Source organism: Flavobacterium sp. GNP002, from assembly GCF_054343795.1.
In genome coordinates this window covers 42,182-56,127 of record NZ_JBTGUW010000001.1, presented here as the reverse complement: position 1 = coordinate 56,127, position 13,946 = coordinate 42,182, and the positions used below count along the sequence as shown (strand labels likewise).

At 34.5% G+C, this 13,946-nt stretch carries 12 protein-coding genes and 1 pseudogene; 5 read left to right on the top strand and 8 right to left on the bottom strand.

The annotated features are described in order from the left end of the window. Positions 1-89: 89 nt before the first annotated feature. Positions 90-719, bottom strand: a complete 630-nt coding sequence (locus ACXX80_RS00265; protein WP_458554064.1) for a superoxide dismutase — start codon at positions 717-719, stop codon at positions 90-92. A 445-nt stretch (positions 720-1,164) separates the two neighbouring features. On the opposite strand from ACXX80_RS00265, the gene ACXX80_RS00260 reads away from it, so the two are divergent. The 5 genes and pseudogenes from ACXX80_RS00260 (at position 1,165) to ACXX80_RS00240 (ending at position 3,764) form a co-directional block, all read left to right on the top strand. Continuing rightward, on the top strand, positions 1,165-2,082 hold the full coding sequence (locus ACXX80_RS00260; protein WP_458551488.1) for a YihY/virulence factor BrkB family protein: 918 nt from the start codon (positions 1,165-1,167) through the stop codon (positions 2,080-2,082). A 142-nt stretch (positions 2,083-2,224) separates the two neighbouring features. Next, positions 2,225-2,656, top strand: a complete 432-nt coding sequence (locus ACXX80_RS00255) for an META domain-containing protein (RefSeq protein ID WP_458551486.1) — start codon at positions 2,225-2,227, stop codon at positions 2,654-2,656. 140 nt (positions 2,657-2,796) lie between these two features. Further along, a complete protein-coding gene (locus ACXX80_RS00250; protein WP_458551485.1) occupies positions 2,797-3,021 on the top strand; it encodes a DUF4251 domain-containing protein in 225 nt (74 codons plus the stop codon). A 119-nt stretch (positions 3,022-3,140) separates the two neighbouring features. Continuing rightward, positions 3,141-3,299: pseudogene (locus ACXX80_RS00245) on the top strand (DUF4251 domain-containing protein); the annotation flags it as partial. Positions 3,300-3,311: 12 nt separating this feature from the next. Next, positions 3,312-3,764 (top strand): copper resistance protein NlpE, encoded by a 453-nt coding sequence (locus ACXX80_RS00240; RefSeq protein ID WP_458551484.1) that lies wholly within the window; start codon positions 3,312-3,314, stop codon positions 3,762-3,764. A gap of 69 nt (positions 3,765-3,833) precedes the next feature. Here the strand turns inward: ACXX80_RS00240 and ACXX80_RS00235 are convergent, their stop codons facing one another. From ACXX80_RS00235 to ACXX80_RS00205, 7 genes are all read right to left on the bottom strand, one after another. Beyond that, on the bottom strand, positions 3,834-5,639 hold the full coding sequence (locus tag ACXX80_RS00235; protein WP_458551483.1) for an acyl-CoA dehydrogenase FadE: 1,806 nt from the start codon (positions 5,637-5,639) through the stop codon (positions 3,834-3,836). A gap of 65 nt (positions 5,640-5,704) precedes the next feature. Further along, a complete protein-coding gene (locus ACXX80_RS00230) occupies positions 5,705-6,886 on the bottom strand; it encodes an acetyl-CoA C-acyltransferase (protein WP_315208032.1) in 1,182 nt (393 codons plus the stop codon). A 107-nt stretch (positions 6,887-6,993) separates the two neighbouring features. Next, entirely contained in the window at positions 6,994-7,350 is a 357-nt protein-coding gene (locus ACXX80_RS00225) for a four helix bundle protein (protein WP_196851662.1), read from the bottom strand. A 62-nt stretch (positions 7,351-7,412) separates the two neighbouring features. Further along, positions 7,413-9,803: a 3-hydroxyacyl-CoA dehydrogenase/enoyl-CoA hydratase family protein gene (locus tag ACXX80_RS00220; RefSeq protein WP_458551481.1), complete on the bottom strand. Its 2,391-nt coding sequence runs from the start codon at positions 9,801-9,803 to the stop codon at positions 7,413-7,415. Further along, positions 9,800-10,291 (bottom strand): MarR family winged helix-turn-helix transcriptional regulator, encoded by a 492-nt coding sequence (locus tag ACXX80_RS00215; RefSeq protein ID WP_099714882.1) that lies wholly within the window; start codon positions 10,289-10,291, stop codon positions 9,800-9,802. The genes ACXX80_RS00220 and ACXX80_RS00215 overlap by 4 nt, the downstream gene beginning before the upstream one ends. Before the next feature lie 136 nt (positions 10,292-10,427). Beyond that, complete coding sequence (locus ACXX80_RS00210; RefSeq protein WP_458551480.1) at positions 10,428-10,814, bottom strand: hypothetical protein; 387 nt, start codon at positions 10,812-10,814, stop codon at positions 10,428-10,430. A gap of 367 nt (positions 10,815-11,181) precedes the next feature. After that, a complete protein-coding gene (locus ACXX80_RS00205; protein WP_458551479.1) occupies positions 11,182-13,698 on the bottom strand; it encodes a T9SS type B sorting domain-containing protein in 2,517 nt (838 codons plus the stop codon). Positions 13,699-13,946: the final 248 nt, after the last annotated feature.

The following is a 13,946-nucleotide window of genomic DNA, read 5'->3' as shown; positions in this document are numbered from 1 at the left end:
TAAATTTAATTGTTATAATTTTGCCTAGAAAATGTATCTGTATAATTTAAAGCCCTGAATTACATTGAAAACAGGGCTTTTATAGGTATTTAAGAATTGAATAAAACTTCAGCTGCATCCCAATTTACTACATTCCAAAAAGAAGCAATATAATCGGCTCTGCGGTTTTGATTTTTCAAATAATACGCATGTTCCCAAACGTCTAAAGCTAAAACAGGTTTTCCTTTTAATCCTTTACCACGCAAACTCATTAATGGATTGTCTTGATTTGCCGTTGAACCAATAACTAATTTGCCGTCCTGAACCACTAACCAAGCCCAACCGGAACCAAATCGTTTCATGGAAGCATCACTGAATTGTTTTTTGAATTCATCAAAAGTACCAAAAGTAGCAGTTATTGCTTCTCCTAATTTACCTTTTGGAGTACCGCCGCCATTTGGTTTCATTAAACTCCAGAATAAACTGTGATTGTAATGTCCGCCACCATTATTACGAATAGCTTCTGGAAATTTCGACATTGTCCCGAAGATACTTTCCAATGATTTAGAATGTTCCACTAAATTTTTATCCAAAGTTTCTATTGCTTTGTTCAAATTTGTGACATAAGCTTGATGGTGTTTGCTATAGTGAATTTCCATTGTTGCTTTATCAATATGTGGCTCTAAAGCATCATAAGCATATGGTAATTTAGGAAGACTATAGTTTCCTTGAAAATCCATAGTGTCTAATTCTAAGATTTGATTTTCTAATTTTAAAGGGTTTTCAGAGGCAAATGCTGAATTAAATAAGCTGGAGCCAATAATTGTCCCTGTGGAAAGTATTGCAGTTTGTTTTAAAAAATTTCTTCGTGTATTATTATTTTCCATAGGTTGAAAATTTATCCTAAAAAGGTGATTAAAGTAGGACATAAATTTAAACATTAAAAGATAGGGATGGGTTAATAAAGACTTAAAATTTGCTTCGCTTTTTGTTTCTAATATATTTAAAACTTAGTAAAGCGTATAGGAATTATGTAAAATTCATTTCAAATTTGTATAAAATATCTTTGTAATTTTGAAAACATCCGCAAATGGAATAGCCTTAAAAAGGGATTCTGTTTTTTGTAAATAAATGAAAATCAGAATATCGGAATCTTTTCGTCATAAAGAACATAAAAAAATCAAAATGAAACATAAAGAAATAGCCCTGACGAGTTGGAGTTTACTCAAGCGTACCTATCATGAATTTGATGATGACAATGCTATAAAATTAAGTGCCTCATTATCTTATTATACTATATTTTCATTACCACCATTGTTAATTATTATTTTGTCAATCTTTAGTTTTTTCTTTGGAAGAGAGGCAGTTACAGGAAGATTCTTTGGTCAAATTAATGGTATGGTTGGGAATGAGGCAGCAATTCAAATTCAAGAGACAATTAAGAATATAGAACTTTCTGACAGTAATACATTTGCGGCTGTTTTTGGAGGAATTATGTTGCTGATTGGCGCTTCGGGTGTGTTTGCTGAAATCCAAAGTTCCATTAATTTTATTTGGGGCTTGAAAGCAAAACCCAATAAAGGGATTATGAAATTCATTAAAAACAGACTGATGTCATTTTCTATGATTGCTTCGGTTGGTTTTTTACTGATGGTGAGTTTAATGGTCAATACAGTGATGGACGTTATCAACGCGCGATTACTTGTTTATTTTCCTGATACGACGGTCTATATATTTTATATTTTCAATATAATAATCTTGTTTGCAACAACTACCATGTTATTTGCTATCATTTTCAAAACTTTGCCTGATGGAAATATTGATTGGAAAGATGCTTTGATAGGATCCAGTTTTACTTCATTTTTCTTTATGTTTGGTAAATTTGCTATTGGCTTTTATTTAGGAAGTTCAACTGTTGCGACTGTGTACGGTGCTGCAGGATCAATCATAATTATTTTAATTTGGGTCTATTATTCAGCTATAATTTTATATTTTGGAGCTGAATTCACTAAAGTATATGCTAATGCACATGGTAATAAAATTATCCCAAATGGGTATGCTGTCGCAATTAAGGTGGAAGTTGTAGAGGTGAAAAAAAAATAAATTCATGCCTGATTTCAAAGGTTTGATGCCTTTAAAAGATTGTTTTTGTAAGACTCTATTTTGTATTTATTTTTTGGGAGAAACGATATATTGGCAATGTTTTTGCTTTATATTTAAAATATAAAAATCAAAAATTGAACACATGAAAAAATTAATTGTATCGCTGACTATTTTATGCTTGGCATTTATCTCTTGTAACTCGGTCAAAACAGCAACAAATAAAACAGCTTCACTTGAAGGAACGTGGGAGTTAAATTATATTACAGGTCCAAGAATTTCTTTTGAAGGATTATATCCAAACAAAAAACCAACTATCACTTTCGATTTGAAAGAGAACAACGTTTCAGGCAGTGGTAGTTGTAATAGATATTCAGGTAAACTAAATGTAGTTGGCAATAAAATCAGCTTTAAAGAGGGAATGGCGATGACCAAAATGATGTGTACGGATATTCAAGGTGAAAATGTTTACATGTCAACTCTAGAAAAAATAGATTCTTATGCAATTTCAGAAGATGGAAAAACCTTAAATTTCATCATGGACGATATCGCAATGATGCGTTTTGAGAAAAAATAAATTTAAAATTTTAGTTTAATTTATCTTTAGAATCTTTCAATGTGTATTTAATATTGGTTTTGTAATATCAATACGAAAACATTAAAAAAGTATATCATGAGAATAAAAACATCAATATCAGTAATTTTCTGTCACTCCTAATGACTACTGGTTATGCCCAAGAAAAAAGTAAGAAAGAATTAAACGAAGAACATAAAATAGAGAAAAAGAGACAGATAGATGTATTGGTGAATCCCAAAATGTTTGTTTTTATTGGGAAAACAGCTTTTTCTCAAGGGTTTAGAACTATGGATTTAACCACGAATTCCAATTATGTGGAATTTCATCCTGATATGATCAAGAGTGAAATGCCTTTTTTTGGCTGAGCATTTAGTGGAGTGGGTTATGGTGGTGATGGAGGGCTGAAATTTGAAGGAATCCCGCAAGAATTTACTATTGAAAAAGGTAAAAAGGCGTATCAGATAAAGCAGTTGTCAGAGGCGATAAAGATACATACAGACTGTTACTTTCCATTTTTTTTGAGGGTAGTGCTACACTTTCCATCAGTTCCAATAATCGAAGTACGATTTCTTATAATGGCGAGATATTCAAAATTGAAAAAAAAGGGTTAAGTAATCTTTTATGGAATGAAAAATTTAAATAATAAAAATACAATATGAAAAATAAAATTATTTTACTTGCCTGTACTTCATTATTCTTTTTTAGCTGTAAAAAAGAAATGAAAAAAGAGGAAGTTAAAGCGGACTCTATTGCAGTTGCAGATACTAAAGCGACAGACATGCATAATTCCCAAAACTCTTTAGATTGGCAGGGAACCTATAAAGGAATAACTCCTTGTGCCGATTGCGAAGGAATTGAAACTGAAGTTGTTTTGAATAAAGACATGACTTTTATTATAAAAACAAAATATCTAGGAAAAGGAGACTCAAAAACATTCGAAGAAAAGGGTACTTTTGTTTGGGATAAAACGGGGGGAATTATTTCTTTAAAAGAGTTGAAAGATAAACCAAATCAATATAAAGTGGGGGAAAACAGGTTGATGCAATTGGACATGGAAGGCAAAGTAATTATAGGAGAAACCGCTAGGATGTATGTTTTAAAGAAATAAAAAAAACCGCCTTGTTTTCAGGAACAAGGCGGTCTTTTACAAATAAAATTACTAAAAACTATCTTCTAATTAAAAACAATATTCATTTTCAGCCACTAATTTAGAAGTGATTATTTCTCTCAATCCTACAATATTTGGCATGTTGGTGTATTTAGTAAAACGACGTAATCCCATTAACATCATACGTTGTTCATCACCTTCAGCGAAAGAGATTACACTTTCTTTTCCTTTTTGAGTAACAATATCTACCGCTTTATATAAGTATAATTTTGCCATAGCAATTTGCTCTTGTATTTTAGCTTCTCCCTCTTTTTTGGCTAATTTTTCAGTTCTAAGGATAGTACTTTCAGCCATGTAGATTTCGATTAAAATATCCGAAGCTGCCATCAATAATTGTTGGTGTGAATCTAAATCTGGGCCGTATTTTTGAACAGCTCCACCGGCAACCATTAAGAATGCTTTTTTCAATTTGCCAATCATTTCTTTTTCTTCTGCAAATAATTCAGAATAATCAGGAGTTTCAAAAGATGGAATTCCCATTAATTCTTCTTGCACTTTTGATGCAGGTCCAAGTAAATCAACGTGACCTTTCATTGCTTTTTTGATCAACATTCCTACTGAAAGCATTCTGTTGATTTCGTTTGTACCTTCGTAGATTCGGGCAATACGAGCATCTCTCCAAGCACTTTCCATAGGTGTATCTTCAGAGAATCCCATTCCACCAAAGATTTGAATTCCTTCATCAGCACAGTTTTGTACATCTTCAGAAACCGCTACTTTTAGGATAGAACATTCGATAGCAAATTCCTCAACACCTTTCAATTCTGCTTCTTGATGTGAAGTACCTTCAGCTTCACGAGCTGTAATTCTGTCTTCAATATTTTTTGCTGCTCTATAAGAAGCACTTTCACCAGCATAACAGCTTGTTGCCATTTCCGCTAGTTTTGCACGAATAGCACCAAACTGAGAAATTGCAGTATTGAACTGGATTCTTTCATTTGCATATTTCACTGAACCTGAAATAACTCTGCGTTGCGCGTCCAAACAAGCTGCTGCTAATTTGATACGACCTACGTTCAAAGCATTCATGGCAATTTTGAAACCGTTTCCTCTTTCTGATAACATGTTTTCAACAGGAACTTTCGTATCACTGAAGAAAACCTGACGTGTAGAAGAGGCACGAATTCCTAATTTATGCTCTTCTTCACCCATAGAAATTCCATTGTCTGGAGTGTTTTCAAGTATAAAACCGGTAATGTTTTTGTCATCGCCAATACGGGCAAAAACGATAAACAAAGAACAAAATCCTGCATTCGAAATCCACATTTTTTGTCCTGTGATTTTGTAATGTGTTCCATCTTCTGATAAAACTGCTTTTGTTTTTCCGGAATTAGCATCTGATCCTGCGCCCGGTTCTGTTAAACAATACGCACCAAACCATTCGCCAGAAGCTAATTTAGGAACGTATTTTTGTTTTTGTTCTTCAGTTCCGTATAAAGTGATTGGCATCGTTCCAATTCCGGTATGCGCTCCAAAAGCAGTCGAGAACGAACCCGTTGCTCCCGAAATATAATCACAAACCAACATTGTTGATACAAATCCCATTCCTAATCCACCATAAGCCTCTGGTACTGCAACTCCTAAAAGTCCTAAGTCTCCGGCTTTTCTCATGGTTTCTTCTGTATAGGCGTAATCTTTTTTCTCAAAACGATCTTTATGTGCCCATAATTCTTTGTCTACAAACTCTTTTACAGAGTCACGCATCATTAATTGCTCTTCTGAAAAATCTTCTGGAGTAAAGATATCTTCGCATTTTGTTTCTTTTACCAAAAACTGACCGCCACGGGTTACGTTTTTTTCGATTGTATCTGCCATTTTTTTATTTTTTTATATGTTTTATTTATAATCTAAATCCTCAATAAAGGGATGGAAATGTATGACTACAAAAGTTCGTAAATCCCTGCTGAACCTTGTCCTGTTCCTACACACATACTCACAATTCCGTATTTGCTTCCTCTGCGTTGCATCTCGTCGAATAATTGAACAGACAATTTTGCTCCGGTACAACCTAGTGGGTGACCTAATGCAATTGCTCCACCATTGACATTGATAATATCAGGATTTAGATTTAATTCTCTCGTTACTGCTAATGCTTGTGATGCAAAAGCTTCGTTTAACTCAATTAAATCAATATCATTTAATGTTAATCCTGCTTGTTTCAATGCTTTTGGAATTGCTTTTACCGGTCCAATACCCATGATTCTTGGTTCCACTCCAGCTGACGCAAAGTTTACCAAACGGGCAATAGGAGTAAGGTTCAATTCTTTGACCATTTCTTCGCTCATGATTAGAACAAATGCTGCTCCATCACTCATTTGAGAGGAGTTTCCTGCAGTTACACTTCCGTTCGCTTCAAAAACGGGCCTTAAACCTGCCAAAGCTTCTACAGAAGTTCCTGCTCTGGGACCTTCATCTTTATTGACGATATATGATTTTGTTTCTTTTTTACCATTTTCATTGATAAACGTTTGTTCTACCGTAATAGGAACAATTTGCTTGTCAAATTTACCTTCGGCTTGCGCTTTTAGGGCTTTCATGTGTGAGTTATAAGCAAACTCATCTTGGTCTGCACGAGATACATTGAATTGTTGGGCAACAGCTTCCGCAGTTAATCCCATTCCCCAATAGTAATCTTCGTTACCCGCTTTTGCAACAGCATAATCCGGAGTAGGCTTGTAACCTCCCATTGGAATAAAACTCATGCTTTCGGCACCACCTGCAATGATACAATCTGCCATTCCAGACTGGATTTTGGCTGTAGCCATACCAATTGTTTCTAATCCTGACGCGCAATAACGGTTTACGGTTACACCCGGAACATCTTCGATTTTCAATCCCATCAAAGAGATCAATCGTCCCACGTTTAGTCCTTGTTCTGCTTCTGGCATCGCATTTCCTACCATCACGTCGTCAATACGTTTTTTGTCGAAATCAGGCAACTCATTCATCATAAACTGAATCGTTTCTGCTGCCAATTCATCAGGACGTTTAAATCTAAAAACGCCTTTTGGAGCTTTCCCCACGGCTGTTCTGTATGCTTTAACTATATAGGCTGTTTTCATTTTTAAAATGTATTAAGATTTAAGTATTAAGTATTAAGATTTTGGAAGTAGATTAGACTTTTTGGACTAATACTTAATTCTATTTCCTTAATACTTTTTCTTTCTAATTATTGGTTTTTCAGTGTTTTTTGAAGTGCGAAATTCATATTACTCACTTCTACTAATTCATTTATTATTGGTGTAATTATTACTTCATCTATTAATCCAAGACGTTTAGAAATCATTAATTGAGTGATTAATTCAAAAGTTGAACCATTTGCAATTCCTAAAAAATGTGCAAATTCATTTTTAGAATTTCTTCCAGATCCTTCTGCAATATTTGAAGGTATTGAAACAGAACATCTTTTCATTTGACTTGTAAGATTGAATTTTTCTTCTTGAGGTAGAGTAATGCAAGCACGGTAAACATTTTCAGTAATGTCCATTGCCTTTTGCCAGATTTTTAACTTTTCAAATTGGTGCATAATTGTTTTACTTTAATTACTGACTCTTGATACTTAATACTCAAATCTTAATACTCAAATTTCTAATTGCGAAGCGGTTTCCCTTTCGTCAACATAAATTGGATTCTTTCCAATGTTTTTCTTTCGGTACACAATGACAAGAAAGCTTCACGTTCTATATCTAATAAATATTGTTCAGATACTAATGTAGCTTCAGACAAATCACCACCAGCCATAACATAAGCTAGTTTATTTGCAATTTTAAGATCGTGTTCTGAAATGTATTTTCCAGCAACCATTTGATTGGTTCCTACTAAGAACATTCCCAAAGCTTGTTTTCCTAAAACTTTTACATCAGTTCTACGGATTGGTTGTGTATAACCAGCTTCTGCCATTAATAAGGCATGTTTCTTCGCTTCTGCAATCTGACGATCTTTGTTTACCACCACAATATCTTTACCGTGTTGTAAAAGTCCAGTATCAAAAGCTTCATAAGCCGAAGTTGATACTTTTGCCATAGCGATAGTCATGAAATATTCTTGTAAAACATTTAATTCCACATCGTTTTTACGGAATAAATCAGAAGCTCTCAAAGCCAATTCTTTCGAACCACCACCGCCAGGAATAACCCCAACACCAAATTCAACCAATCCCATGTAGGTTTCTGCAGCAGCAACCACTTTATCAGCATGCAAACTCATTTCGCATCCACCTCCAAAAGTCATTCCGTGAGGAGCAACTACAACAGGGATTCCAGAATATCGCACACGCATCATTGTGTCTTGGAACATCTTGATAGCCATATTCAACTCATCGTATTCTTGCTCGACTGCCATCATGAATATCATTCCGATATTGGCACCAACAGAGAAATTCGCTGCTTGATTCCCAATAACTAAACCTTGGTATTCTTTTTCAGATAAGTCAATCGCTTTATTGATAGCGGCCAAAACATCGCCACCAATCGTATTCATTTTAGACTGGAATTCTAAATTCAAGATTCCGTCTCCTAAATCTTGTATAATCGCTCCGCTATTGCTCCATACTTTTTTGCTTTCGCGAATGTTGTTCAGGATGATAAATGAATCCTGACCAGGAACTTTAGTTTGTGATTTTGTAGGGATATTGTAGAAAAAAGTTGCTCCTTCTTTAATAGAGTAAAAACTAGAACTTCCAGAAGCTAACATATCATTTACCCAAGCAGCTGGTTCAAGACCTTCGGCTTTCATGATTTCGATTCCTTTGGCAACACCAATGGCATCCCAAATTTCGAAAGGACCATTTTCCCATCCAAAACCGGCTTTCATGGCATCATCAATTTTATATAATTCATCTGAGATTTCAGGAATTCTGTTGGAAACGTAAGCAAACATTCCAGAAAAACTTTTCCTGTAAAATTCTCCCGCTTTGTCTTTTCCTTTTACCAAAACTTTAAAACGGTCAATTGGTTTATCAATCGTTTTTGTCAATTCCAAAGTGGTAAAAGAAGCTCTTTTAGCCGGACGGTATTCTAAAGTATCTAAGTCTAAAGACAAAATATCCTTGTCTACTTTTTTATAAAAACCTTGACCTGTTTTGCTTCCTAACCATTTGTTCTCCATCATTTTATTGACAAATTCTGGAAGTTTAAACAACTCGTGTTGTTCGTCATTCGGGCAGTTTTCATAGATTCCGTTGGCAACATGTACCAAAGTATCCAATCCAACCACGTCAACCGTTCTGAAAGTAGCCGATTTTGGTCTTCCAATAACCGGACCAGTCAATTTATCCACTTCTTCAATCGTCAATCCCATTTCTTTTACCAAATGAAACAAACTTTGAATACCGTAAATCCCGATTCGGTTCCCAATAAACGCCGGAGTATCTTTGGCCACGACCGAAGTTTTACCCAAGAATTTTGAACCATAATCAGTAAGGAAATCCAAAACTTCTGTTGAAGTTTGCGGACCAGGAATGATTTCGAATAATTTTAAATAACGCGCAGGGTTAAAAAAGTGTGTCCCGCAGAAATGCTTTTGAAAATCGTCGCTTCTTCCTTCACTCATAAAGTGAATTGGAATTCCGGACGTGTTTGAAGTCACCAAGGTTCCTGGTTTTCTGAATTTTTCAATTTGTTCAAAAACCATTTTCTTGATGTCCAAACGTTCTACTACTACCTCAATAATCCAATCCACAGTAGCAATTTTTGCCATGTCATCAGTGGTATTTCCAGTTGTAATTCTGCTGGCAAATTTCTGACTGTAAATAGGGGATGGTTTCGATTTCAGGGAATTAGCCAAATGCTCGTTCACCAATCGGTTTCTTACGATTTTGCTTTCTAAAGTCAGTCCTTTTTTAGCTTCCGCTTCGGTAAGTTCTCTTGGAACAATGTCCAACAGTAACACTTCAACTCCAATGTTGGCAAAATGGCAGGCAATACCTGAACCCATAATTCCGGATCCTATTACTGCAACTCTTTTAATTGTGCGCTTCATACTTCGTTTGTATTTGTTTTTTCAGTTTGCTCCGCCAGTTCGCTGGCGTTCGTGTGATTAAATATATTTTTGTCTAGAATTAATTCGTTGATGGTTTCAGCTACTTCAATAAAATGTTGCAGCTTTTCCTCAGAGATATGTTGTTTTACCGTTTCATTGAACTTCAATACGGTGTTCTTAGACAATTCTCTTTTTTCTTTACCAAAATCAGTTAGATAAATCAATACGCCACGACCATCTTCAGGATTTTTCTTTCGGATGATTAATCCTTTTTCCTCCATAGATTTTAAGGTTCTGGTTAAGCTGGTGGCTTCCATTCCCATTTTTGGCCCCAAAGAAGTTGAAGGAGTTCCACCTTCTTTATCAATACTCAACAAAGCAAAACCTGTGGCCATGCTCGCATCATATTTTGAAGCTTCTTCATTATACATTCTGGCTACTGCTTGCCAGGTGGCACGTAAAATATAATCTATCGTTTTATCTTTCATATGTAACTATATCGATTTCAAATATAATAAAAAAAATACTATGCATGCATAATATATTGAAATATTTTTTTGAAATTTTTTGTTTAAACTAAAAAACTCCCCATAAAATGAGGAGTTTACTGGTTGCTTTTATATTTTATTTTAGTTTTCCATTCACTAGAGCAATTACTGCACCTACTAATGCGGCCATTATAACTGTAATTGCAACATCTAACCCTATAGTTTGATAATTGATTGCAGATGTCATAGAATTCATAAAGAAATTAGTGTACAGTGCTATGAATAATCCAATAACTGCACCGGCTTTAAAACCGGAAGCTACATTCGAAATTCCGGCCCATTTCGTAAAAATATAGGATACGAAAAATCCAAAAGTCATGCATCCTAAAAATATAAATAGCATGTTTTCATTTCCATCAGTAGGGAATGAGTTTTTAAATAGGATTCCGTAAAACAACCATCCTAAAAGAAATTGGACGATACCACCCGCAATACCTGAAACTAAAAATTTTTTTACATTCATAATGTTTGGTTTTATTGGTTAACATAATAAAGGTATTAAAAATAATAAAATAATGGATAAGGTGTTAAAAAACAACCAACTATAAAATAGTTGTCAATCTAAAAGCGTTAGATGCTATTTATTTTGGGCGTGTCCCACAGTCTCGTCTTTATGGACGAGACTGTGGGTCGGGCTGTCCGTTGTATCTTTTATTCCGCTGGCTACATAAAAGGATGCCACTTCAATCCCTCACGCGAATCGTGCATTGAAGAATGATTTGGGTTTTTTAGATTATAATTGTTGAAAGGAATAAATTAAAATTTATTAAGGTTGTGGATTCCGAATTGGTATTTTTTTGCAAAAAAGCAATTATAGTTTATAATATTTGTTATCGCTTTAATGCAAAATGACCTTTTATAATCCTGCCATCATCAATATTAGCAACAAACCAATAATCAGAAGCAGGTAAAGGATATCCGTTATATGTACCATCCCAGCCTTCGCTTGAAGCATCTGAGAGCTCTTTTATTAATTTACCGTATCGGTCAAAAATTTTTACTTTTGAATTTTTGAAGAAAAGTTCATTTATTCCTTTTATTGTCCACTTATCATTATATCCATCTCCGTTAGGAGAAAAGTAAAGGGGGGCACCGATTAAAGCAACAGTTTTAGAAACAACACCACAGCCATTTTTATCGTTTACATAGACCGTGTGAATACCCGGTTCCACATTTTCAAATACATTAGAATCTTGAAAGTTGCCTGTTGGATTATCTAGACTATATTCAGAATTTTCCATACCTGATGCCAAAACGGTTACAGTATTGTTTTCAGTTAGATCAGATATTATCACTTTCTCTATTGTGATTTTTTTAGAATAAGTCACTCTATTGGTTCTAGTATTCTCACATCCTGTTGTTTTGTTTTTTACTTTGCAGGTGTAAATGCCCTCCTCATTTATGTTTAGGGAATATTCCTGCTCAGACGGTATCAATTGATTGTTACGAAACCATTCATAGCTGAATTGTGATGGAGAACCTGACAGCAAACCAGCGTTGAGTTGTATAGGGTCATTATTTTCAGAACAAATTATTTCATCATGATTTGGTTCAATATCTGGCAAGGGCATTACTATAATAGTCATTGTTGCAGTAGTGGTACACAATCCACTGTTTGGTGTAAAAGTATAGGTGGTTGTAGTCTTGTTATTTAAAGAAGGTGACCAGGTTCCTGTAATGTTATTGTTTGAAGTAGTAGGTAATGTCGCTATTATTTCTCCTGAACAAACTGGCATTACCGGAGTAAATATTGGGATTATATTTGAATTTACGGTAATGGTCATGGTGGCAGTAGTGGCGCACAAACCAATTGTAGGTGTAAAAGTGTAAAGTGTTGTATTGGTATTATTTATTGCAGGTGACCAACTTCCTGAAATACCATTGTTTGAAATAGTTGGTAGTGGTTGAAGTATTGTTCCTGGACAAATATCATTTTGTGGTGTAAAAGTTGGTGTTATTGGGGTATTAATTGTTACAGGGACCATCGTTCTTTCACTTTCAATTCCTCCCACGGTTTGGGAAACATAGTAAGTTGTTGCTACTAAAATACTAGTTGTAGCTAGAGGTGTGGTACTTGAGGAGGTTGAATACCACTTCAAATTAGCACCTAATGCAGTTAAATTTGAAATAGTTGCGTTATAGCAAACTGACTGTGCCAAAGCTATTGGGGGTAATAAATTGTTGTTTAAACGGATTATAATATTGGTAGGTATACCATCATAAGTAGTAAACTGACCACCAATAATAATTTTTCCATCAGACTGTATTGCAGAAGAAGTAACGTTAAAACCCGCACCGCTATCTAAAGTAGACGTTGTTGTAATTGGAGCAAATGTTAGGTCTAAACTTCCATCTACATTCAAACGGGCTATATTATTTCTTACTGTACCGTTAAAATTATCAAACCATCCGCCGATTATAATTTTGCCGTCGGGTTGATGAGTCATTGTTGAAATACTACCAATCAATTTAACTCCACCGTTATCATGTGTCAGATTTAAACCTGGATTAAAACTAGTATCGATACTACCATCTGTATTGAAACGTATAATATTATTTTTCCCGGAACCATTAAAATTCAAGAACTGACCTCCTAAAATAATTTTCCCATCGGGTTGAAGCAACATACTTTCCACCTGACCATTTGTACTACCAATATTGAAATTAGAATCCAAGCTCCCATCAGCGTTTAAACGTGCAATCCTACCATTAGTATAATTAAAACTTCCAGCAATTAAAATTTTACCATCCGGTTGAATAAGTGTGCGCTCAATCCAATTTGTAGGGATTATACCCAGGTTAAATGTAGTATCTAAACTTCCGTCAGTATTCAACCGTGCCATTCTATTGATAAGTGTACCGTTGAAGGTATATAAATACCCACCAATAATAATTTTTCCATCACTTTGAAGAGAAATATTTAGTATATCACTATTTGGACCTTGTCCGGGATTAAAGCTTGTATCAATACTTCCATCTGAATTTAAACGGGCTATTCTGTTTATTTGTGTGCCGTTATAATTATAGAATTCGCCTCCAATGATAATTTTTCCATCCGGCTGTAATACTATGGCTTTTACAGTGTCATTTGCTCCAGTACCAGTGTTAAAACTCATATCTAAACTTCCGTCAGGATTCAAGCGAGTTAAATTTAGGACCCATTTGCCGCTTGTAGAATAAAATGAACCACCTACAATAATTTTTCCATCCGGTTGTATAATTGTAGAATAAATAATTCCATAGGTTATTGCACTTGGACCATTATCAAAAGTATTGTCTAAACTTCCAGGCTGGGCAAAAAGAAGGGAAGAAAACTGCAATAAAATCAGTAAAATAATGTTTCTCATTTTTAAGTCATGTACTTTAAAATTGATCCAGGAATTTTTCAAATCCACTAAATTTTTTGTTTTACATTAAAAAAAAATAATTTTTTTGATAACCTAAAAAAAAGCGTAAACTTAAACTTATTAATTTATTTAAAAAACAGAACCCATTAAATTTTTGTTGTTTAATAAGTTCTAAATATGTTGACTCTTTTACTATTTTTCTTTGATTCCGGTTATAAATTTTTAAGCGGCGTCTTATTGACAACTAT

What these genes read in the sequence shown, in the direction of transcription:
- ACXX80_RS00265 (WP_458554064.1), bottom strand. Translation starts at nt 719, where the DNA reads ATGGATTTTCAAGGAAACTATAGTCTTCCTAAATTACCATATGCTTAT.
- ACXX80_RS00260 (WP_458551488.1), top strand. Translation starts at nt 1,165, where the DNA reads ATGAAACATAAAGAAATAGCCCTGACGAGTTGGAGTTTACTCAAGCGT.
- ACXX80_RS00255 (WP_458551486.1), top strand. Translation starts at nt 2,225, where the DNA reads ATGAAAAAATTAATTGTATCGCTGACTATTTTATGCTTGGCATTTATC.
- ACXX80_RS00250 (WP_458551485.1), top strand. Translation starts at nt 2,797, where the DNA reads ATGACTACTGGTTATGCCCAAGAAAAAAGTAAGAAAGAATTAAACGAA.
- ACXX80_RS00240 (WP_458551484.1), top strand. Translation starts at nt 3,312, where the DNA reads ATGAAAAATAAAATTATTTTACTTGCCTGTACTTCATTATTCTTTTTT.
- ACXX80_RS00235 (WP_458551483.1), bottom strand. Translation starts at nt 5,639, where the DNA reads ATGGCAGATACAATCGAAAAAAACGTAACCCGTGGCGGTCAGTTTTTG.
- ACXX80_RS00230 (WP_315208032.1), bottom strand. Translation starts at nt 6,886, where the DNA reads ATGAAAACAGCCTATATAGTTAAAGCATACAGAACAGCCGTGGGGAAA.
- ACXX80_RS00225 (WP_196851662.1), bottom strand. Translation starts at nt 7,350, where the DNA reads ATGCACCAATTTGAAAAGTTAAAAATCTGGCAAAAGGCAATGGACATT.
- ACXX80_RS00220 (WP_458551481.1), bottom strand. Translation starts at nt 9,803, where the DNA reads ATGAAGCGCACAATTAAAAGAGTTGCAGTAATAGGATCCGGAATTATG.
- ACXX80_RS00215 (WP_099714882.1), bottom strand. Translation starts at nt 10,291, where the DNA reads ATGAAAGATAAAACGATAGATTATATTTTACGTGCCACCTGGCAAGCA.
- ACXX80_RS00210 (WP_458551480.1), bottom strand. Translation starts at nt 10,814, where the DNA reads ATGAATGTAAAAAAATTTTTAGTTTCAGGTATTGCGGGTGGTATCGTC.
- ACXX80_RS00205 (WP_458551479.1), bottom strand. Translation starts at nt 13,698, where the DNA reads ATGAGAAACATTATTTTACTGATTTTATTGCAGTTTTCTTCCCTTCTT.